Annotated in this window: 23 protein-coding genes; 8 read left to right on the top strand and 15 right to left on the bottom strand. The window is 41.2% G+C overall.

All coding sequences use genetic code 11. The annotated features are described in order from the left end of the window. The gene (locus VB620_RS18320) at positions 1 to 417 is read right to left on the bottom strand and encodes a hypothetical protein (protein WP_323197584.1); all 417 of its coding nucleotides are present in this window, start codon (positions 415 to 417) and stop codon (positions 1 to 3) included. A 182-nt stretch (positions 418 to 599) separates the two neighbouring features. On the opposite strand from VB620_RS18320, the gene VB620_RS18315 reads away from it, so the two are divergent. Continuing rightward, positions 600 to 1,994, top strand: a complete 1,395-nt coding sequence (locus VB620_RS18315) for a hypothetical protein (protein WP_323197583.1) — start codon at positions 600 to 602, stop codon at positions 1,992 to 1,994. A gap of 153 nt (positions 1,995 to 2,147) precedes the next feature. Here VB620_RS18315 and bioD read toward each other — a convergent pair whose 3' ends face one another. The 13 genes from bioD to VB620_RS18250 form a co-directional block, all read right to left on the bottom strand. After that, complete coding sequence (gene bioD, locus VB620_RS18310) at positions 2,148 to 2,825, bottom strand: dethiobiotin synthase (protein WP_323197582.1); 678 nt, start codon at positions 2,823 to 2,825, stop codon at positions 2,148 to 2,150. 173 nt (positions 2,826 to 2,998) lie between these two features. Next, a complete protein-coding gene (locus VB620_RS18305) occupies positions 2,999 to 3,448 on the bottom strand; it encodes an SRPBCC family protein (RefSeq protein WP_323197581.1) in 450 nt (149 codons plus the stop codon). 19 nt (positions 3,449 to 3,467) lie between these two features. Next, positions 3,468 to 3,656 (bottom strand): CPXCG motif-containing cysteine-rich protein, encoded by a 189-nt coding sequence (locus VB620_RS18300; protein WP_323197580.1) that lies wholly within the window; start codon positions 3,654 to 3,656, stop codon positions 3,468 to 3,470. Next, complete coding sequence (locus VB620_RS18295; RefSeq protein WP_407674263.1) at positions 3,640 to 5,289, bottom strand: B12-binding domain-containing radical SAM protein; 1,650 nt, start codon at positions 5,287 to 5,289, stop codon at positions 3,640 to 3,642. The genes VB620_RS18300 and VB620_RS18295 overlap by 17 nt, the downstream gene beginning before the upstream one ends. A gap of 81 nt (positions 5,290 to 5,370) precedes the next feature. Continuing rightward, positions 5,371 to 5,625, bottom strand: coding sequence for a SemiSWEET transporter (locus VB620_RS18290; RefSeq protein WP_323197579.1), 255 nt, complete (start codon positions 5,623 to 5,625; stop codon positions 5,371 to 5,373). Positions 5,626 to 5,697: 72 nt separating this feature from the next. Beyond that, complete coding sequence (locus VB620_RS18285) at positions 5,698 to 6,453, bottom strand: FkbM family methyltransferase (protein ID WP_323197578.1); 756 nt, start codon at positions 6,451 to 6,453, stop codon at positions 5,698 to 5,700. A gap of 88 nt (positions 6,454 to 6,541) precedes the next feature. Next, complete coding sequence (gene aroC, locus VB620_RS18280) at positions 6,542 to 7,630, bottom strand: chorismate synthase (RefSeq protein WP_323197577.1); 1,089 nt, start codon at positions 7,628 to 7,630, stop codon at positions 6,542 to 6,544. A gap of 131 nt (positions 7,631 to 7,761) precedes the next feature. Beyond that, positions 7,762 to 8,658 carry a bestrophin family protein gene (locus VB620_RS18275; protein ID WP_323197576.1) on the bottom strand — a complete coding sequence of 299 codons (897 nt, stop codon included), beginning with the start codon at positions 8,656 to 8,658 and terminating at the stop codon, positions 7,762 to 7,764. Positions 8,659 to 8,762: 104 nt separating this feature from the next. Further along, on the bottom strand, positions 8,763 to 10,070 hold the full coding sequence (locus tag VB620_RS18270; RefSeq protein WP_323197575.1) for a glutamate-5-semialdehyde dehydrogenase: 1,308 nt from the start codon (positions 10,068 to 10,070) through the stop codon (positions 8,763 to 8,765). A 242-nt stretch (positions 10,071 to 10,312) separates the two neighbouring features. Continuing rightward, positions 10,313 to 11,485 (bottom strand): molybdopterin-synthase adenylyltransferase MoeB, encoded by a 1,173-nt coding sequence (gene moeB / locus VB620_RS18265; protein ID WP_323197574.1) that lies wholly within the window; start codon positions 11,483 to 11,485, stop codon positions 10,313 to 10,315. A gap of 52 nt (positions 11,486 to 11,537) precedes the next feature. Continuing rightward, positions 11,538 to 12,005, bottom strand: coding sequence for a M67 family metallopeptidase (locus VB620_RS18260; protein ID WP_323197590.1), 468 nt, complete (start codon positions 12,003 to 12,005; stop codon positions 11,538 to 11,540). After that, positions 11,998 to 12,363 carry a four helix bundle protein gene (locus tag VB620_RS18255; RefSeq protein ID WP_323197573.1) on the bottom strand — a complete coding sequence of 122 codons (366 nt, stop codon included), beginning with the start codon at positions 12,361 to 12,363 and terminating at the stop codon, positions 11,998 to 12,000. Before VB620_RS18255 ends, VB620_RS18260 begins: the two co-directional genes overlap by 8 nt. A gap of 290 nt (positions 12,364 to 12,653) precedes the next feature. Continuing rightward, on the bottom strand, positions 12,654 to 13,448 hold the full coding sequence (locus VB620_RS18250) for an alpha/beta fold hydrolase (RefSeq protein WP_323197572.1): 795 nt from the start codon (positions 13,446 to 13,448) through the stop codon (positions 12,654 to 12,656). 339 nt (positions 13,449 to 13,787) lie between these two features. Between VB620_RS18250 and VB620_RS18245 the strand changes: the two genes are divergently transcribed. The 4 genes from VB620_RS18245 (at position 13,788) to ggt (ending at position 17,904) form a co-directional block, all read left to right on the top strand. Then, a complete protein-coding gene (locus VB620_RS18245; protein WP_323197571.1) occupies positions 13,788 to 14,546 on the top strand; it encodes an ATP-binding cassette domain-containing protein in 759 nt (252 codons plus the stop codon). Beyond that, positions 14,543 to 15,175: an ABC transporter permease gene (locus VB620_RS18240; RefSeq protein ID WP_323197570.1), complete on the top strand. Its 633-nt coding sequence runs from the start codon at positions 14,543 to 14,545 to the stop codon at positions 15,173 to 15,175. The genes VB620_RS18245 and VB620_RS18240 overlap by 4 nt, the downstream gene beginning before the upstream one ends. Before the next feature lie 61 nt (positions 15,176 to 15,236). Continuing rightward, a complete protein-coding gene (locus VB620_RS18235; protein ID WP_323197569.1) occupies positions 15,237 to 16,139 on the top strand; it encodes a glycine betaine ABC transporter substrate-binding protein in 903 nt (300 codons plus the stop codon). Between the two features lie 34 nt (positions 16,140 to 16,173). Beyond that, the gene (gene ggt / locus VB620_RS18230; protein WP_323197568.1) at positions 16,174 to 17,904 is read left to right on the top strand and encodes a gamma-glutamyltransferase; all 1,731 of its coding nucleotides are present in this window, start codon (positions 16,174 to 16,176) and stop codon (positions 17,902 to 17,904) included. Here the strand turns inward: ggt and VB620_RS18225 are convergent. Beyond that, complete coding sequence (locus tag VB620_RS18225; protein WP_323197567.1) at positions 17,901 to 18,167, bottom strand: hypothetical protein; 267 nt, start codon at positions 18,165 to 18,167, stop codon at positions 17,901 to 17,903. The genes ggt and VB620_RS18225 overlap by 4 nt on opposite strands. A gap of 624 nt (positions 18,168 to 18,791) precedes the next feature. Between VB620_RS18225 and VB620_RS18220 the strand changes: the two genes are divergently transcribed. From VB620_RS18220 to leuB, 3 genes are all read left to right on the top strand, one after another. After that, positions 18,792 to 18,965 carry a hypothetical protein gene (locus tag VB620_RS18220; protein WP_323197566.1) on the top strand — a complete coding sequence of 58 codons (174 nt, stop codon included), beginning with the start codon at positions 18,792 to 18,794 and terminating at the stop codon, positions 18,963 to 18,965. Continuing rightward, positions 18,965 to 19,924: an aldo/keto reductase gene (locus tag VB620_RS18215; protein WP_323197589.1), complete on the top strand. Its 960-nt coding sequence runs from the start codon at positions 18,965 to 18,967 to the stop codon at positions 19,922 to 19,924. The genes VB620_RS18220 and VB620_RS18215 overlap by 1 nt, the downstream gene beginning before the upstream one ends. Positions 19,925 to 20,154: 230 nt before the next feature. Continuing rightward, entirely contained in the window at positions 20,155 to 21,243 is a 1,089-nt protein-coding gene (gene leuB, locus VB620_RS18210; protein WP_323197565.1) for a 3-isopropylmalate dehydrogenase, read from the top strand. The last annotated feature ends 1 nt before the right edge of the window (position 21,244 follow it).

The raw sequence follows: 21,244 nt of genomic DNA, 5'->3' as shown, positions 1-21,244 counted from the left end.
TTAATCTCCCATCAGCTTATGACGTACAAAAAAAGCTCCTGGTGGAATATACTTGACGGCTTCAGGAGAACTGGTAGCTGTAGTTAACCAATACAGCCACATAGCATCTAAGAGGAAAAATCCCATTAGGGAAAGCTGGGCTTCATCGCTTCTGTTAATGAAAAATACTGTAAAGCCAATACTGGCCATTGGTAGCAGTCCTAACAACCACCAAGTCAAAGTCCATAAACCAGCACCACGCCCATCTGTAAATTTATTTATAGCTGATAAAAAGCACCAAATAATGGTGGAGAGCATACAAACCGCAAACATGATCAGTGCTGCTGTGGTATAGTCAGTGCCGAGCCAAGTATCAAGGGGGACTTTTTGAATAGGTATGATTTGATTTTCGTATACGAGCCGCTGCCCCAAAAACATTAGTGCAGCACCGATAATGCTAAAAATGATGATCCTAATTATCTCCCACGGCTTCATTGGTCCTCCTTGTTGTGCCTACCTACTTAGACGATCATCTTCCTACCCTATGGAAATAAAACATACCGTATAATTACTTAACCAGTAATGATAAATTCACCAGTTTAGTTTTTAAGGAAAGAAAAATGATTCAATTTAGATGGTTCTTTATTGCAGGTGTAATAACTTTTTTGACATCTTGCACCCCAGTAGCGCTTAAGGATAAGTTAACCTGTGAAATTCCTGATATTAAGAATAATGTTGCTAAGTCAGACAAGCTCAAAGTAGCAATTTATGTAGATGGTAGTGGCTCAATGTTGGGGTATGTTAAAGATGGAGAAACTAATTATGTTAAAGCTTTAAAGGCTATCAGAAACCTATTTGAGTTAACTGGTAAATTACCAGTTGAATACTATCGTAATGGTAATCCTAACCAAAAAATTACAGGCGGTGAATATTATAGTTATGGCGGAAGTCCTATTTTTTATGATGGGAGTAATGCGAAATTTAAAGCTGTCTCTAGTCCCATTGATGCTGCGATTATAGCTCCAGACAAAAATGAAGATAAAATGACGGTTATTATTACAGATTTAGAACAAAATAGCGGTGATGTTACTAAGCTAACTAAAAAAATACAAGAGGTTTATTTTAATGAAGATAGAAAAAATTATGCGGTGGGGATTTGGGCTATTAAAAGCGAGTTTAATGGAACTGTATATTTACAAGAGTCAAATAACCTAAAAACTTTTGCGTACAATACTGGAAAGCAATCAGATAAATTCCGTCCATTTTATGTTCTGGTTATAGGCCCATACAACGATATTCAATATTACTTTGAGCAATTACAAAAATATGATTCACAGCAGTTAATGGCTAATAGTAATTTGATAATTTTTCATTCTGAAAATGTAATTCAAAATATCTCAAGTTTAGACAACTCACTAACTAGTCTACCTAAAGGAGTGACTCGACCTATTTCTCTTGTCAAAGCTGGGGTTTCTGTTACCAAGGGTAATGGTTCTGAACTTTTGCAGATAGATAATCGGCAGCAGGACAATGTTACTATTAATTATAGTGTGCCTTTTTTGCCATCTCAATATAGTTTGTTTTTTGACACTGATACAAAATCTATTACTTCAAAAGTCGAAGTTGAGAAATTTGACCAATTTGATAAAAAATTCAACCCCGTTGCTGCTTCAGATATTAATAGTGCTATCCAATTACAAAATTGGCAAATTCTTGATAAAGAAAATAAGTTAACATTTTCGGCATTAATTGAACCTAATAAGTTTCCAGAACCTGGTGTTTATAAGTTTAAATTTGATATGTTTGCTGAGAGGTTAAAATCGCCTAGTTGGTGGAGACAGTGGGACTGGCAATCAAGAAGCAGTGAGCAAGATGGGTCAAAAACTCATAATTTGGAAGAATTCTTAATTGGACTTAAAAATAGAACAGAAACCTTGAGAAAGGGAGAATCAAATAATACTAGAGACAATAATTTGTTAATTGGTCGTTTTTGTTACGGGATTCAGAAAAACTAAACAAATGCTACACTAATACCAATTCTTAATGAAGATGCATAGAATAAAGCTTCATGGAACGGACGGGGAATTTAAACGCCTGTACAGATTCGGGTAGCCTGGATTTCTTACAAAGAAATCCGGGTTTAGTGGATCTTGATCGCAAACACTACATCAGCTTAATCTTTCCCAATCGAGATTTGATGCTACTTGAGCGAGTTTATCTAAATCTTCTAAGTTATCTAAATAAGGTAAACAACCCAAAACTGGGGTATGAGTCAGAGATTGAATTAAATCCGATGGTGTCAAGTCGGCTATTTCCGCCTCTGTGCGGGGTTGTACACAGTTAAGCACAATACCTTTGAGATTCACTTTGGATTGCCTAGCCAATGCCACATTTGCCACTGCATGAGCGATCGCACCTAATCGGACTGGAACTACTAATACTGTAGGTAAACGCCAATCGCTGGCTAAATCTGCCACTGTTAACTCATCAGTAATCGGTGAACCTAAACCACCCAAAGCTTCTACTAGAACGAAATCACGCTGCGATCGCAACTTAGAAAAAGCTTGCCAAACTACCCCCAAATCGACACTACGATTTTCCTTAGCGGCGGCGATGGGAGGGGCGAGGGGTGCATCAAAATACAAAGGCGTAATTTCCTCAGCAGATTGTTGTAAAGAAAATAACTTTTGATAGAATTGGCGATCGCCTATCCCCGATTGAATCGGCTTCATAATTCCCCAACTCCGATGGGGGTAATGCTTCTGCCAATAGGCAGCCAAGGCTGTTGTTAAAACAGTTTTACCAGCCTCAGTATCAGTACCAGTAATCAGTAATGTATTTAACAATCTCTAGGACTCCTATATAATTTCTTTTAGCGTAACCTAGTAGTCTCTCAACTCAACAATGACGAGTCTTGCCTTTCCTTTCTTCTTCCTTAGCGCTCTTTGTGTCCTTTGTGGTATGCGCTTCGCGCACGCTACGCGGACGTTCCGTTCCATTGCTTTTTCCCACTCCCCACCTACCGAGATTCACACTCGCGTTTTGTCACATGGTGGCGATAGCGAAACATAGCTTCTAACTGGGCTTTTATCAGCCAACCACTGATCAATTCCACAGACACCCCTCCAGGCATAGAAAAAGAAATATCATCAGTTAGTTTAGTTTTACCACGTTCTGCCGTAAACTCATGTCGATGTACCCAAGACTCAAAAGGCCCCGATATCTGTTCATCAATAAATAGGCGATTTTGCTCATATTCAGTGTGACGCGCTAACCAAGTTAAAGGTAATGGCCCCAAAAACAGGCGAAATTCAGTAGTAGCCCCCACCGCTAACCCACCTTCTCGCCGGACGACTTGCACTGGTTGCCAAGGTGGGTTGAGAAGTTGTAAAATATCTGGTCTTTCGTGGAATTTCCACACTACTTCCAGTGGCGCATTAATAACTGAGGAATGTTGAAAGTGCAGCATGGAAAAAACAACCTAAAATCTAGCTTTCGCAATCAGTATTAATCTCAATTTCTAAAGTTTCTTCATCAACCGATACATATAAAATATTCGGATTGCAGCAAACTTGACAATCTTCAACATAAGATTGCTGTGAACCTGCACTTAAATCAATAAAAGTCAAGTTAGGTTCGCCACAATAAGCGCAGTAATACTCAGCAGTAGTTTGCATTTAATGGCTGTAGTTCTGGGGGTGATAAACGAAAATGAGTGGTAGCTTCTGCTAAGTGCTTTAGTAGTGTAGACTGTGGCAGAGGACCTTGCAAGTGATGCCAAGGTAACATTTGCTCTGTTGACCAGTTACTGTGGACGTAAAACTCTAAATCTGGTATTTGCCCTTTGAGTTGTTTAAAAGCCCGTTTGTAACTACCCAAAGAGTCGCCAAATTCACGGGTTAATTCCAGAAGTTGAGAAAGTCGGCGATCGCCCCTGGATAACAAAGCTTGTATAATCGACCAATTATAACTTTCCGGGCGAAACTCTATTCCCTGGGGTTTTAGCTGTTTTTGCAACATCTGTAACCGCTTTTGGGCTTGACGATTTACCCCAAACCATTGAAAAGGCGTGTGCGCCTTGGGAACAAATGTACTACAGCCAAAAGTTAACCGTAAACCTGGCGCGGCTTTTTTAATACTCCGCATCATCGCCACAGTTTCCTCTAAATCTTCTGGTTCTTCACCGGGAATACCAGCCATACCATAGAGTTTTAAAGCCTTTAATCCGCCAGCCTTAGCATTGATAGCAGCTTGGATGATTTGATCATTATCCAGCTTTTTGTTGACAATTTGGCGGAGTTTTGCCGAACCACTCTCTACAGCAATAGTAAGCGATCGCGTGTCTCGTTTCGCCAGAGTTTCAGCCAACTGCACAGTTACCGTATTAGTTCGCACCGAAGCAATACTCAAACGCACATCATCATATTTTGGCTGACTAATATAATCTAACAAAGCCTCAAACTCTGGATGCTGAGTCACCGAAGCACCCAATAAACCCAACCGATTAGTAACAGCTAAACCCTTATCAATAGCCGGAATTAACGAACCCTCCAAACTAGCAGTTCTAAAAGGTAAAGTCAGATAACTCGCCATACAAAAGCGGCACATTTCCGGACAACTCCGCACCACTTCCACCATATAAATATTTTCCCATGCCGCCTTTTCCGTCACCACAGTAGAAGTAGATAAAGTATTTCCCCGGTAAGTTTGCTTCTCCACCACTGCGGGAACCTCCGGAAAAATCGGTTTAATTGACTTCACCTCCCCATCTTTAGCGTGATATTCCACCGCATATAAACTGGGAACATAAATTCCGGGGACTTGCGCCAAAGCTTTCAGTTGAATTTCTCTAGAAGCATTTCTCACTTCCTTGTAAGTCTCAATAAAATTCGGTAACAGATGTTCACCATCACCCAATAAAATCACATCAAAAAAATCTGCAAAAGGTTCCGGGTTAGCAGTCAGAACCGGACCACCACCAAATACCAGAGGATGAGAATCATCACGAACAGCCGACCTGATAGGAATTTGTAGAGATTCCAGTAAATTTAAAATATTCCCATAATCCAGTTCCCAAGAAATCGAAAACCCCACAATTTCCGGGTGTCTAGGTAATTGTTCTTGAATATCAGTAAACAAGCGACTAACTTCCACATCTTCCCGCCTAGCCAGAGTCGCCCACACTACCTGATAGCCCAGACTAGTAATACCCACGGTGTACTCATTGGGAAAAGCGAAAATTAAAGGAATCGCATCATTATCAGGGGTTGTAGGCGTAAATAACAGGCGTTCAGAGGCAAATAGAGTCATATTAATTCGTAATTCGTAATTCGTAATTCGTAATTGAGAAGTTGGATAATTGCTTCCAACAGGTATTTCATAAAAAAATAGTTATCTATATTTAATTTTAAGCCATAGAATTATCAAGTTGAAAAACAAAGTAAAACTATTAGCAACAATAATTGGTAAAGACTTCAAATAAATTCCATAGACTAACCATAAAAATAGACCACTCATAAATGAAATCAGCATCAAATAGGATACATCCGTAGCTGATTTAGTTCGCCATGTTCTCCACATTTGGGGTAAAAAAGCACTAGTTGTTAAAGTCGCTGCACATAATCCTATGATTGTGACTAATTCCATATTTAAGGAGATATAATTTGGTTCGCAGATTGAAATTAAAAAACTCTAACACTCAGCTTTACCCCATTTTTCTTACTGTTCCCAAAGCTTTAAATTTTTACCTTTTTCCCAGCATTTAAATAAAGCATTACAATAATCAACAGCATTTCCGCCGCCCCAAAAAGGATTTACATCGTATAATCCGACAAAATTGAAATTATAGTCTGCTAGTATCTCACTGATTGTAGAAAACTGAGTGTGATGGTTATCTTGCGGGCGAAAAGTAACTTCAATGGAAATATATAAAATCTTCCCAGATCGTAAAGTTGCTTCTGCGCCTCTTAAAACTTGACATTCATAGCCTTCGGTGTCTATTTTCAGCAAATCAATTTGATCAATTTTATGGTCATTTTCCACCATAAACTGATCTAAAGTCATGATATTCACTGTTTCTAGAGATTGATTTGGCTGAGAATTAACCTGACTCCCAGAGGAAATTGAATTAGAACCAGATGTACCTGCGACTAACATTTTTTCCTGCTTATTTTCTTCTCCCAAAGCTAAATTGAAGCAAGAAACATGAGAGTCAGCACCAACATTAGTTTTTAAAACTGCAAAAGTTTGATTAACTGGTTCAAAAGCAAAAATATGAGCTTCAGGAAATTTCCGCCGATAATTCAGGGTAGTTTGTCCTTTATTCGCCCCCACATCAAAAATTGTCTTCAGAGTCAAATCAGGGGATATTCTGGCAATATCTGCCTTTAAATCACAGCCAAAAGGCATTTTCTTGGTCTGATACAGAGTATATCCAGACGCTTGCAAAAATTTTTTAATTTGTTTTTTGAGCATAAATTTATCTGTGTTTAATAGACGGTAATTACTATATGCTTAAAGTAAAAAATATTGCTGCTAACTTCCTACTTTAGACATCCTTAAATTACAATAGCTGACACTGCCCATGATGGCGTAATAAATGATCACATAAAACTAATGCTATCATCGCCTCAACCATTGGTACTGCACGGGGTAAGACACAAGGATCATGCCGTCCTTTGGCTGCTAAAACTGTTTCCTCTCCGCCTTTGTTAACTGTTTTTTGCTCTTTTCTAATAGTGGCGGTGGGTTTAAATGCTACTCTTAAAATGATATTTTCGCCATTAGAAATTCCCCCTTGAATACCACCAGAACGGTTGGTAACGGTGCGAACTTCTCCATTTTCATCAATATAAAATTCGTCGTTATGTTCAATTCCAGTTAACAGTGTTCCGGCAAAACCTGAACCAATTTCAAAGCCTTTGCTGGCGGGGAGAGACATGACACCTTTTGCAATATCGGCTTCTAATTTATCAAATACTGGTTCCCCTAAACCTTTGGGGACATTGCGGGCGACACATTCCACTACACCGCCGATGGAATTACCTTCTCTGCCAATTTTTTCGATTAATTCAATCATGCGATCGCTGCATTCGGCATCTGGACAGCGTACAATGTTGCTTTCTACTTGTTCTAAAGTAACGGTGTCAGGATCAACGACCCCTTCTAAATTTTGAATGCGTTTGACGTAACCAATAACTTCAATATTAGCAACTTGACGGAGAATTTTTTTAGCGATCGCACCTGCGGCGACTCTCCCAATTGTCTCACGGGCTGAGGATCTGCCGCCACCTTGCCAATTCCGAATCCCATATTTAGCATCATAGGTTGCATCGGCGTGGGATGGGCGATAGGTTTGCGCCATCTCGTCGTAGTCTTGGGGACGGGTATCTTTGTTCCGCACCATAATAGCTATAGGCGTTCCCAAGGTTTTACCCTCAAATACTCCAGACAGGATTTCGCAAGTATCGGCTTCTTTGCGGGGTGTGGTAATTTTGCTTTGTCCTGGCCGTCTTCTGTCTAATTCTAGTTGAATTTCTGCGGCTGAAATTTCTAGTTGTGGCGGACAGCCATCAATAATCACCCCCACACCGCCACCGTGGGACTCACCAAATGTCGTGATGCGAAATAAATGTCCGAAAGTGTTACCCATGATATTGAGGAAAAAAATTTGAGGCTTTTGTATTGTACCGAAAGTTATTGCTTTAGAAAATTATTGGTTGGGGGAATTTTGAGAACGAACCGCCAAGTCGCCAAGTACGCCAAGGGAGGAGAGAGGGTTTGTTAAGGTTTTAAGTTTGCAGTCATTAGGTCTTCTAGGTTTGTGGTTAATTTGCTGCAAATTTGATCTACTGGTAAGTCGTTGGGTTCTAGTCCAAAGGGGTTTTCTATTTGATGGGCGATTTCTTCAACACCTAGTAAAATAAAACTGATTATAGCGACTATGGGGGCTGTCCACCAATCTAAACTATAGACCAGTTGTAAGGGTAAAATTAGACAATAGATTAATAAAACTCGTTTTAAATAAATTGTATAAGCTAAGGGAACTGGTGTGGTTAAAATTCGTTCGCACCCAATAAATCCTTCTACCATTTTATCTAAGGCGGTGTTCATAGAAATTAATTCTAAAATTGTGATGTGATCTTGGTTTTGCTGTTGTTTGAGATAATCACCAATCCATAAGGCAATTTTTAATGGGGGGCTATTTGTGTCTTGGAGTTCTAAATATTGGGATGGTGTGAGTAAGTCTGCTAATTCATGATTTACAGGTAAACGGCGTAGTTTTAATTTAGTAGCGATCGCAAAAGCACTTAACATTTTTATGGCTGCTGCTTTTTGATCTAAATCACTAGATTCTTTGTCTATAATGAATAGCCGAATTTTTCTCCCTAAGTTTAAACTATTAATTACAATTGTTCCCCAGATTTGCCGACCTTCCCAATATCTGCTGTAGGCTGTATTGGTACGAAATACCATTAATAAACCTAAAACCAGATTGTAGGCGACGTTAGTAATTACACTACTAAAAATTTGCTGTGGTAAGTTATAGCCGTAGTGGTGAATTACAGATATAATCAAACCCAAACCACTACATAAAATTAGTCGGGGAAATATTGCAGGAACGACAGAACCTTTAATTTGTAAAGCCACTTGTAACCAATTTCGTTTTTCCAAAATCATCTAAATATTTATATTCATTTTTCCAATTAGAAAAGTAATTGACCACAGATGTACACAATTTTTGTTGGATCTCTGTGGTGCTTGAATTTATAGAAATAGGCTTTTTATCCTAAATCCTGATGAGTAAAAGATTTTGCGTTTACCCCGGTGTAACTAGCCACAATATGACCATTACCAGTCATTTGATATTTGTAAGTAACTAAACCTTCCAAACCTACTGGACCACGAGGCGGCATTTTTTGGGTACTGATTCCCACTTCTGCACCGAAACCATAACGGAAACCATCAGCAAAGCGGGTAGAACAATTATGAAATACTCCGGCGGCTTTGACAATTCCAAAGAAGGTTTCAACTGCTGCTGAATCTTCTGTGATGATGGCTTCAGTATGACCGGAACCATATTCATTAATATGAGCGATCGCCTCATCTATTGAGTCTACAATTTTAATCGCCAAAATCAAATCGCTGTATTCTGTTTCCCAGTCTGTATCTGTGGCTGGGGCAATATTTGGTAATATTTCTAAACTGCGTTGATCGCCTTTTAATTCTACATCAACTTTTTGCAAAGCTTCGGCAACTTTCGGTAAAAACTCTGGGGCTATGGATTTGTGAACTAATAAAGTTTCAATGGCATTACAAGCAGCCGCATATTGAATTTTAGCATCAACTGTCACTGTAATTGCTTTGGCAATATCAGCACTTTGATCTATATATAAATGACAAATTCCTTCGGCGTGTCCTAATACCGGAATACGAGTATGATCCTGAACAAACTGTACGAAGGAGTTAGAACCTCTAGGAATAATTAAATCTACATATTTATCTAAATTTAATAGTTCTAAAGTTTCTTCTCTCGTAGTTAATAACTGCACAGCATTTGAGTCCACAGCCGTGTGAGATAATCCTTGTTTAATGGCTTTAACAATGGCTTCACAAGAACCCATCGCTTCTTTTCCGCCTTTGAGAATTACACCATTACCTGATTTAATTGCCAATGAAACAATTTGAATTGCGGCTTCTGGACGGGCTTCAAAAATAATTCCTAACACACCCAAAGGACAAGTTATCCGCTTGAGAACTAAACCGCTATCTAATTCGCGGTGAATTTGCACACTTCCCACTGGATCAGCTAGTTTAGCGACATCTCGCACCCCGGCGATCGCATCTCTCAATTTATGTTCATCTAACTGCAAACGTTTATATAATGGTTTAGCAATCCCCGCCGGAGATGCAGCTTGACAATCAGCGATATTTGCTTGTACTATCTCGTCTTTTGCTGATTCTAAAGCTTGGGCGATGGCTTCTAAGGCTTGATTTTTTGCTTCCGTCGGCAGAAGTGCTAACTTACTTGCAGAGGTACGAGTTTGTTGGGCGATCGCAATTAATGGAGAAGCATCTTGAATAATAGTCATATCAAAAAACGCGGCTTTTTCCCCATCCTATCAAGCCAAGGAAGACGAATGATTGGAAATCTCACCTATTGTTGAGGATTTTCTGGCGAGTCAGTCACACCTAAGCCTTGGAGATCGAGATTTACCAGCTAATCCCAGTATCTTTTCGGTGAAAGTAGCCCTGGGATATTTTAGTACACCCACTAGGGGCAGAGGCGCAGAGAATAGATGTGTAATCTCTGCGTTACTCTGGCTACAGAGTTTTAATATTGTGGAACTGAAGAATCAACTTCTTGACTCCAGGCGTTAATTCCGCCTTTGACATTAGTCCCCTCAATACCTGCTTCCTTGAGGATACCCAAAGCTTTTGCAGACCGTCCGCCCATTTTACAATGAGCAATTAAACGATGACCATTGAGAATTTCTTTCACCTGGGCTACACCGTCGCCGTTTTCAATATCTGGTAGGGGTATCAACACAGAACCAGGAATTTTAGCGATTTCGTATTCATGAGGATTCCGGACATCCAATAGTACAAAATCCTTTGCACCACTATCCAATAATTCCTTCAATTCTTTGACGGTCATTTCTGAAATTTCCATCTGCTGTTTAGCCTCCTCTGCCTTAGCTTGCGGAATACCGCAGAATTGTTCGTAGTCTATCAGTTTTTCAATAACTGGACGAATGGGATTAGGACGCAGTTTTAATTCCCGGAATTTCATTTGTAAGGCATCATACAACAGTAATCGCCCACTGAGGGTTTGACCCTTTCCGGTGATGATTTTTACTGTTTCTGTGGCTTGAATAATGCCAATCATTCCTGGCAAAATACCGAGTACGCCACCTTCTGCACAGGAGGGAACCATTCCTGGTGGTGGTGGTTCTGGGTAGAGGTCACGATAGTTCGGCCCACCTTCGTAGTTAAAGACTGTGGCTTGGCCTTCAAAGCGAAAAATGGAACCGTAGACGTTGGGTTTATCCAGCAGTACGCAAGCGTCATTTACGAGATAGCGTGTGGGGAAATTATCTGTTCCATCCACGACGATATCATAGGGTTTAATGATCTCTAGGGCGTTTTCAGCACTCAGGCGAGTTTCGTATAAATCAACTTGACAATGGGGGTTAATTTCGTGGATGCGGTTTTTGGCGGATTCAATTTTGGGTTTACCTACCCAGGATGTCCCGTGAATGATTTGGCGTTGGAGGTTGGAAGTATCGACGATATCAAAATCTACAATACCAATGCGGCCGATACCTGCGGCTGCAAGGTATAACAGTAATGGGGAACCGAGTCCACCAGTACCAATACACAGGACACTAGCAGCTTTTAAACGCTTTTGTCCTTCTAGTCCAATTTCTGGCAAAATCAGATGTCGGGAGTAGCGTTCATAATCGTCTTTGGTCAACTGGATTTGATCCAGATTGGGATTGAGCATAGGAATTAGGTAGATGAGCGCGGAATATTAATCCTATCGAAAAATGATATTTTTAGATTATGTTTTTAATTGACTCTGGTTGGAATTGCTGATCATCATCAAGACTCCAACTTTTGACTGTAGCAGTTTTGCCGTTTTGAACGCATACTATTATATACGAGTATTCGGCCCAAGCATATAGGCGATCGCATTCTGATGGTGTAGCGGAATTGTCGGGGTGTGAGTGGTAAATACCGATAATATTCCAGGCGCGGTCGCGTGCTGTTTTTTGTGCCTGTAACATGACTTCGGGGGCGATCGCATATCGTCTCCTGGTAGTCTGTTGTGTATTTTCATCGGCAAAATTCTCTGCTTGACTATTCCAGCTATTCTCTGTAGAGATGATTTCCATGACAGTTTTACCCTCCCCACCCAGATAACCCAGGACTAGTCCACAGCATTCTTCTGGGTAGGTGCTTTCAGCATGGGTACAGATAATTTGTAAATGTTCGGGAAGGAAGTTGATCACCCGACTATTCATCAAAATTGTGACTTTGCTTGTCAATGTAAGATGCTAGTAGTTCCTTCACTTCCACCACATTACTGATCAGGCGATCGTAATCAGAAGATTCCAGCATATTCAACTCACAGCATAGTAGCAGATAATATTCCACCTCAATCACTGCATCCCGCGCCATTTCCAGAAAATCCAGTTGCATTTCATAGTCATCACGATCGCACCCCTGCGCTATCTTAATTGGGATAGCCGCACAAGCTAAACGAATTTGCTGTGTTAGCCCCTGTAATTCCTCTTCTGGAAAGGTGTTAGTAATTTCATAAACTGCAACTGTGAGTTCATGAGCTTTTTCCCATTCTTGCAGTTCTCTAAAGTCTGTCATGTTGATATTGGTATCCTTGAGGATTGATAGGGTGACCAATGCTTATCTATCATAATATGCCACTATTCTCTCAAATACTCACATTTGGATGAAATTAAGTTATTAGGACTTACACATAATCTACGTTTTCTTGGCGTTCTACAGCCCTTGTGGGCATCACTGCGCGCGGGCGGCTTGGCGGTATGCGCTACGCGAACGCTAAATCAAGATTTTTGGCAATTGCTGCGTAAGTCCTGGTTATAAAGAACTTTTTCTTAGTAGATAGAACTCAGAGGAGACAGGGACAACAGTTACAAGCCGCTTAAAAATTTCCGCATCAGAGAAATTACGGACTCAGAGGATTCAATCAACAAATTATGACCACCCCCGTCAATTATTTCCAATTCGGCGTGGGGAATACCTCTAGCTAATTCTTCAGAAAACTTAACTGGGGTGAGAATGTCTTGTCTGGAAACTAAAATCAGCGTCGGACAATGAATATTTTGCAGTCGGTCTTCTGTATTACTACCGATGATCGCTCTACTGTGATGATAAAGAGTATGTTTAGCTGGGGGAAAAGGATAATTGATCGCCCACTCAATCAGTTGTTCTACCATGCCGGGGACATCATACAACTGATCACTAAATATCCAGGGGAATACAACTTTTTCATAAAGCTTCAAGTCTATAGTACAGAAGAGATCGCCCCATGTCTCGATCACACTATTGAATCTTCCGTCACCCTTAGCCAGAGTAGAAAGCAAAATTAGACTTTTTACCCTTCTAGGGTCTGACAACACTAGTTCTTGGGCAATTTGACCGCCCATTGAATGACCGACTACATTTACCTGATGGATACCAATGTGATCAAGTAATGCAGTGACATCATTTGCCATCTGTTGAATAGTATAAGGATGATCAGGGGCAGAACTGCGCCCCATTCCCCGATTATCCACACGAATAACTTGATATTCCCTGGTGAGGGATGGCATGATTAACGACCAATAGGAGTGATCGCATAAGAAACCCGCAATTAATAGTAAAGGTTCTCCCTGTCCTTTGATGTCATAGAAAAAATTAATTCCGTTAATCTGAACTTGTGGCATGGAAAGTATTTAAGTCGTAGTAACCCCATAAGATTTATACTATTTAATACGTGTACTTCGCTGATTTAGGACTTACGCAACAATTACGGAATAATTAACCACAGAGACGCAGAGGACACAGAGAAATCAGAATTTGAGCGAGCTTTTGCGTAAGTTCTGTGATTTATAGGCTGATTATAATTGGGGGGACTTTGACAAGTGTTACAGTGAGCCTGGTGAACTGCTCATTTCATCGCTGGGGAATTAGTTAAAACCTTTTTATTATCTAAGTTTTATAGTCTATCCGGTTATAGTCTAACCTCTTTGGCGGTTGCTATACCTGAACAAATTAACTTGATTATGCAACAAAAAAAAACCATTGCAGTGGAATTCCGCGATGTCACTTTTAGTCGCAATCACCGCCCTTTAGTATCTCATCTCAATTTCTCTATTAGCCAGGGGGAGGCTTTAGTATTACTGGGACGTAGTGGTAGTGGTAAAACTACGACAATGAAGTTAATCAATGGCCTGTTCACACCTACAAATGGTGAAGTATTATTTAATGGCATAGCTACCACAGATTGGGATGTCATTAAACTGCGGCGCAATATTGGTTATGTAATTCAAGAAATTGGTTTATTTCCCCATTTTACTGTAGAACGCAATGTGGGTTTAGTGCCGGCTTTGTTGGGTTGGCAATCTAAACAAATTAAAATTCGGGTTTGTGAATTATTAGAGATGGTGGGTTTAGATCCTGGACAATTTGCGGGACGTTATCCCCATGAACTTTCCGGGGGACAAAAACAACGGGTAGGTGTCGCTAGGGCGTTAGCGGCCGACCCACCAGTATTATTGATGGATGAACCTTTTGGCGCACTCGATCCGATTACACGTTTAGAATTGCAACAAGAGTTTCATCGGTTACAACGGGAATTAGGTAAGACAGTGGTGTTTGTTACCCATGATATTCAGGAAGCTTTTGTTTTGGCTGACCGAATTGGGTTAATGTGTGGAGGAGAATTAGTAGCATTGGGGACTAAGGATGAATTTAAGCGATCTCAACATCCAGAAAGCCTCGCTTTTCTCCAATGTCTGCAAGCACTACAAGGGAATTTATGAAAGAATTTTTCTTGATCAAATATGCGCCGGGAATCCTGCAACATGGCTTAGAACACTTATTTATGGTGAGTGTGGCGATCGCCATTGCGACACTCGTTGGTATTCCATTAGGTATTTTAATTACCCGCCAAACTCACCTGCGCCAACCGATTCTGGGTATTGCCAATATTCTTCAAACTATTCCCAGTTTAGCATTATTTGGGTTATTAATTCCAGTACCGATAATTGGGGGCATCGGTATTACCCCCGCTATTGTGGCTTTAACTTTATACTCTTTTCTCCCCATTATTCGGAATACTTACACTGGAATCACAGGGGTAGATCCCGCCATTCGGGAAGCCGGGAGAGGTATGGGAATGACAGATAGACAATTATTATTACAAGTAGAGATTCCCTTGGCGATGGGGGTAATTTTGGCAGGTGTGCGGGTAGCAACAGTTATTGCCATCGGTATTGCCACAATTGCGGCTGCTATTGGTGCTGGTGGTTTGGGCGTGTTTATTTTTCGGGGAATTTCAGTCATCAATAATCAGTTAATTTTAGCTGGTGCAGTGCCGGCGGCGATCATTGCATTAGTCGCTGATTTTGGTATTGGTTGGCTGGAAAACAAGTTAAAAGTCCAAGGTTAAATTGTGGTTTCTAGTAACTACAGATAATATATCTAGATACTGTTTTATTTATTAGCAAGTTATGAAGAAATTTTGGATATTATCTATTTTAGTTTGTGTGATGACAGTGGCGATCGCTAGTTGTAATGTCAATTCTTCTGGTGCTGCTGGTAATATTGTAGTTGCTTCTAAAGATTTTACAGAACAGGATATTTTAGGCGAACTTTTAGCCCAGCAAATTGAAGACACCACGGATTTAACCGTTACTCGTCGTCCCCGTTTAGGTGGTTCTTTTGTTTGTCATAATGCTATCCTGGCGGGACAAGTTGATGCTTATATTGAGTACACAGGCACAGCTTTTACTGCTATTTTAAAACAAGAACCAATTAATGATCCCAAAGTAGTTCACGAAAAGTTAAAAGAGGCTTATTCAGATCAATTTAATCTAGAAGTTATGCCCAGTTTAGGGTTTGAAAATACCTTTGCCATGATTATTCGTGGTGAAGATGCTGAACGCTACAATATTCAAACTCTCTCAGAATCTGCTCAATATACACCTGAATGGCGTGGTGGATTTGGCTACGAATTTGTGGAAAGAGAAGATGGTCTTCCCGGATTAGCTAAAACCTACGGTTTAAATTTTGCTCAATCTCCCAAAACTATGGACTTGGGTTTAATATATCAGGCGTTAATTGAAAAACAGGTAGATATAGTAGCAGGTAATTCCACAGATGGGCAAATCTCCCGCCTTGGTTTAGTGGTACTTGAGGATGATAAAAAATATTTTCCTCCCTATGAAGCTACGCCCATTGTCCGTAAAGAAACTTTGGCTAAATATCCGCAATTAAAAACAGCCATAAACCAATTGAGTGGCAAAATTACCGCCGATGAAATGCGAAAGTTAAATAATTTAGTGGAAGGTGAATCACGGGATATTCAAACTGTGGTGCGGGAGTTTCGTCAATCTCAAGGATTATCATCGTAATTCCTAAATTTGTTAAATTCAAAAAATCAAGAAAATGCGTATTTTGGCGGTATCTCGACGGATTACCATTGCTATTTTTTCTTGTAGCTTAATCATTTACAGCCAAGAGGCGATCGCCACTATTACATCACCCCTACGCAGTCAAAAGGGAATGGTGGTTTCAGCCCATCCTCTAGCCAGTGATGCGGGAATTTCCATGTTGCGCCAAGGTGGTAACGCCATTGATGCTGCTGTAGCCACAACTTTTGCTATTTCTGTAGTTGAACCCTTTTCCGCCGGAATTGGGGGTGGTGGTTTTTTATTAATGCATTCTGGGAAAACTGGCGAAATCAAAGCTTTGGATTTTCGGGAACGCGCTCCTCTGAAAGCGACAAAAGATATGTATTTGGATGCAGATGGTAACGTGCGTCCCAATGCAAGTGTAACTGGTTATTTAGCTGTGGCGACACCAGGAACGGTAGCCGGAATGTATGAAGTCCATCGTCGTTATGGTAAGTTACCTTGGTCTGAAGTGGTTAAACCTGCGATCGCCCTGGCTAAAGATGGTTTTATACTCAGACGTGGACTATCTTCTCGTTATTTGACAGTTAACAATCCACGTCGCCAGACCATGCTAAATAACCCCGGAATGCGGGAGATTTTTACTCGGAATGGGGATTTTTATCAGCCGGGAGAAAGGCTAATACAGCGTGATTTGGCGCGGACTTTAACAGCTATTGCCCGTAGTCCCCATAGTTTTTATACTGGCAAGATTGCCTGGGCGATCGCCTCTGACATGGCAAAAAATGGCGGTTTAATTACCCTAGAAGACCTCAAAGCCTACAAACCAATTTGGCGGACTCCCGTTTGTGGGAATTTCCGTCAAGCTAAAATCTGTTCAATGCCACCACCTTCATCGGGAGGAGTGCATTTATTGCAGATGTTAAATATCCTCGGTGAGACTGATTTGCGATCTTTAGGATGGCATCACCCTGATACTATACATTTAATGGCGGAAGCCATGAAAATTGCCTATGCTGACCGCTCAGAATATTTAGGTGATCCCGATTTTATCAAAGTCCCGGTAGAAAAACTGATTAGCCCAGACTACGCCCAAAAACGCCGTCAAGAAATTGATATGGAAAGGGCGAAATCTGCGAGTGAGGTTAAACCAGGAAATCTCAATTCCCCAGTTACCAAAGAATCCCCAGAAACCAGCCATTTAACTGTGGTGGATCAGGAACACAACGCCGTCAGTCTGACTTTTACGATTAATTTGGGTTTTGGTGCAGGTGTAGTCACAGAGGGGACAGGAATTGTCCTCAACAACGAAATGGATGATTTTGCAGCAGCGCCCGGAGTACCCAATGCTTTTGGTTTAGTGGGTAACGCCGCTAATGAGATCGCACCCCGCAAAACTCCCTTATCTAGCATGACTCCCACAATTATCACCGAAAATGGCCGCCTCCGGATGGCGGTAGGAACTCCTGGTGGTAGCACCATCATCACTCAGGTACTACAAATTATCTTGAACGTGTTGGAATACAAAATGGATGTAGGTGCAGCAGTTTCAGTCCCACGCATACATCACCAGTGGTTACCCGATCAGTTACTTGTGGAACGTTGGGGATTAGATACACTCACCCTGCAAGACTTACGCAGTCGCGGACACAAAATCAACGAAATTAACTCTTGGGGTAATGCTAATGCGATCGCTGTTACCCCAGAAGGAGATTTAGAAGCAGCCGCCGACCCCCGTGGTCAGGGTTTTCCCAGTGGGTTCTAATTCTCTACTCCCTTGGAAATTGATTCTGCATAGCTGCTGGTAAACTCATTTGCACGGGCGCTATGTACTAAAGTCCAACCCGCTTTCAGCAGTTTTTGATAAGTTGCCCAACCTTTAGAACCACCAGGAATTTGATAATCAGGAACTGCAAATTGAGGAAAAGCTGTGTAGGGTCGCCACGGTTGATTCGGTGAGGCTTGCAGATGCAAAATTTTCTCTCCATCGCCGCCAGACTTAGATAACCAGCACATTTGACGTTGCATGGCAAACTCCTTTACGTTTTTCTTAGTTGCATAGTGGCAGAATCTGTTAACATCTGCCTCAGTCTTGTGGGATAATTGATCCCCACAGTATTCATGATTTTATGTACAAACTAGGGCAGCAAAATTACTTAATTACGCAGCTGTCGTAATCAAAGCTTTGTCTAGAACATGAGGACAAATAGATATTTATCCTTGAACTTACCGGGATGGTAAGATTTTTCCCATAGTAACTGTGGTTTTTATCAGTGTATGTAGCAATAACTACGATTTAGGCAAATATTGCAGTCTTAGCAATTTGTGATCATAGCTACACGGGGGTAGATAACTGATATTACCTGCATTTTCAGCGTTTCCACAGAATATAAAAATGGCTACGACTTATCAACCACAATTCCCTTTATAGCGATCGCGCGTTACCTAAAAATTACTAATTCACATCTAGAAACCGAGAAAATATTTTTTCTATCAACAAAAATAGAGATAATCTCAATTTAGAGAAAATCTCTAAAATTTATCACCAAAATATTACTGTCTTGGGGAAATATTCACTATTTAAAACTGAGGCTAAATTTCCTTATTTTCAAGGATAAAACTGAGATAAAAAAATCATTCCAGCGCAAATAGATGACACAAAACCCCATTTGTAGTCATAGAAATTGGAAAGCGATCGCCAATTCTGAGAGTGTAGTTGCAGTTATGCTGAATTTATATATGATCTGCCATTGCACAGATTTAATTACTGGCCAAAACCGTTATATTATGATGGCACGTTTGGAGATATTCACCAGGGAACCATGATGGAAAAACGCAGATTAGGAACATCCGATATCCACATTACACCCATCCTCATGGGAACTTGGCAAGCTGGTAAAGCTATGTGGACGGGAATTGAGGATACTGATTCCATTAAAACCATCCGCGCCGCCGTTGAAGGTGGAATAACTACCATTGACACGGCTGAAGTGTATGGTCAAGGACATTCTGAGGAAGTGATCGCCGCCGCTTTATCTGATGTGCGCGATCGCGTCGAGTACGCCTCAAAAGTTTTCGCCAACCATCTGAAGTATGATTTAGTGATTGAAGCTTGCGATCGCTCATTAAAAAATCTCAAAACTGACTACATAGACCTTTATCAAATACATTGGCCTTCCGGAGCATTCAACTCCGAAATAGTCCCCATTGCCGAGACTATGGAAGCCTTAAATAAACTTAAAGAACAGGGAAAAATCCGCGCCATTGGTGTGTCTAACTTTAACCGCGCCCAATTATCAGAAGCCGCACAGTATGGACGTATTGATAGTTTACAACCGGCTTATTCCTTATTTTGGCGACAGGTAGAAAAAGATGTCATGCCCTATTGTGTAGAAAATAATATTTCCATCTTGGCTTATTCACCCCTAGCCCAAGGATTATTAACCGGGAAATTTGCCTCAGATCATCAATTTGACCCAGAAGATAACCGCGCTAAAAATAAATTGTTTCAAGGTGAAAACTTTGAACGCGCCCAACAAGCCTTAGAAAAACTCCGACCCATAGCCGCCAGTCATAATTGTACCCTGGCACAGTTAGCACTAGCTTGGTTAATAGCCCAACCCCAAGCCAATGCGATCGCCGGGGCGCGTTATCCCCAACAAGCACAAGACAACGCCAAAGCTGCGGAAATTCAACTTTCCCCAGAAGAACTCGCAGAAATCGACACTATTGGGCGCATTGTTACCGACCATCTCGATGAAAATCCCGTCATGTGGAATTGGTAAAAAGATTTTAAAATCAACCACAGAGGACACAGAGTACACAGAGGAATGAGAGTTTTATTTGCGTAATATCATTTCCTTGTGAGACTGCTCTGCATTCCTTTCCTTCTTCCCTTCTTCCTTTGTGTACTTCGTGGTTCATTCATCATAATATTCAGCTAACTCCTAATTTAGGATTGCGGCATTCATTTAGTATGATATTGAATCAATAAGCATTTACCCTATAGTTAACTATGTCCCAAAACTACCGCATTACCCTACTCTCCGGCGATGGCATTGGCCCCGAAATTATGGCCGTAGCGGTAGACGTGCTGAAAGTTATCGGTAAACAATTTGATCTGCAATTTGAATTTGCAGAAGCCCTGATTGGCGGCGCAGCAATTGACGCGACAGGGGAACCCCTCCCAGCTGCTACCCTAGATACTTGTCGCAACAGTGACTCGATCCTACTGGCTGCAATTGGTGGTTATAAGTGGGATTCCCTACCATCTAAATCACGCCCCGAAGCCGGTTTGTTAGGATTACGTGCCGGATTAGGACTATTTGCCAATCTCCGCCCAGCCCAAATTTTGCCCCAATTAATCGACGCTTCCACTTTGAAACGAGAAGTAGTGGAAGGGGTAGATATTATGGTTGTGCGGGAACTCACAGGGGGGATTTATTTTGGTCAACCCAAGGGTATTTTTAACACTGATGGCGGAGAAAAACGCGGTGTGAATACGATGGTTTACACCGAGTCAGAAATTGACCGCATTGGGCGCGTCGCCTTTGAAGCCGCCCGCAAACGTGGGGGAAGACTTTGTTCTGTGGATAAAGCCAATGTCTTAGAAGTATCGCAGTTATGGCGCGATCGCATGACTCAACTTAGTGCAGAATATCCGGATGTGGAATTATCTCACCTCTACGTGGATAACGCCGCCATGCAACTGGTACGCGCTCCTAAGCAGTTTGATACTATTGTCACTGGTAATTTATTTGGTGATATTCTCTCAGATGCTGCTGCTATGCTCACAGGGAGTATTGGGATGTTACCCTCAGCGAGTTTAGGTGCTTCTGGTCCCGGTGTATTTGAACCCGTTCACGGTTCCGCCCCAGATATCGCCGGACAGGATAAAGCTAATCCTCTGGCTCAGGTATTGAGTGCCGCCATGATGCTACGCTATGGCTTAGACCAACCACAAGCCGCCGATAAAATCGAACAAGCTGTATTGCAAGTTTTGGCTCAAGGCGATCGCACCGGTGATATTATGTCACCTGGCATGAATCTTTTAGGTTGCCGAGCTATGGGAAAATCATTAATTACATCTCTGGAAAAATCATAGT

The sequence above is a fragment of the Nodularia harveyana UHCC-0300 genome, assembly GCF_034931085.1.
In the GTDB taxonomy this organism is placed as follows: domain Bacteria; phylum Cyanobacteriota; class Cyanobacteriia; order Cyanobacteriales; family Nostocaceae; genus Nodularia; species Nodularia harveyana.
Note: the sequence above shows the minus strand (reverse complement) of the source record. Positions and strands in the feature narration are given on the sequence as shown.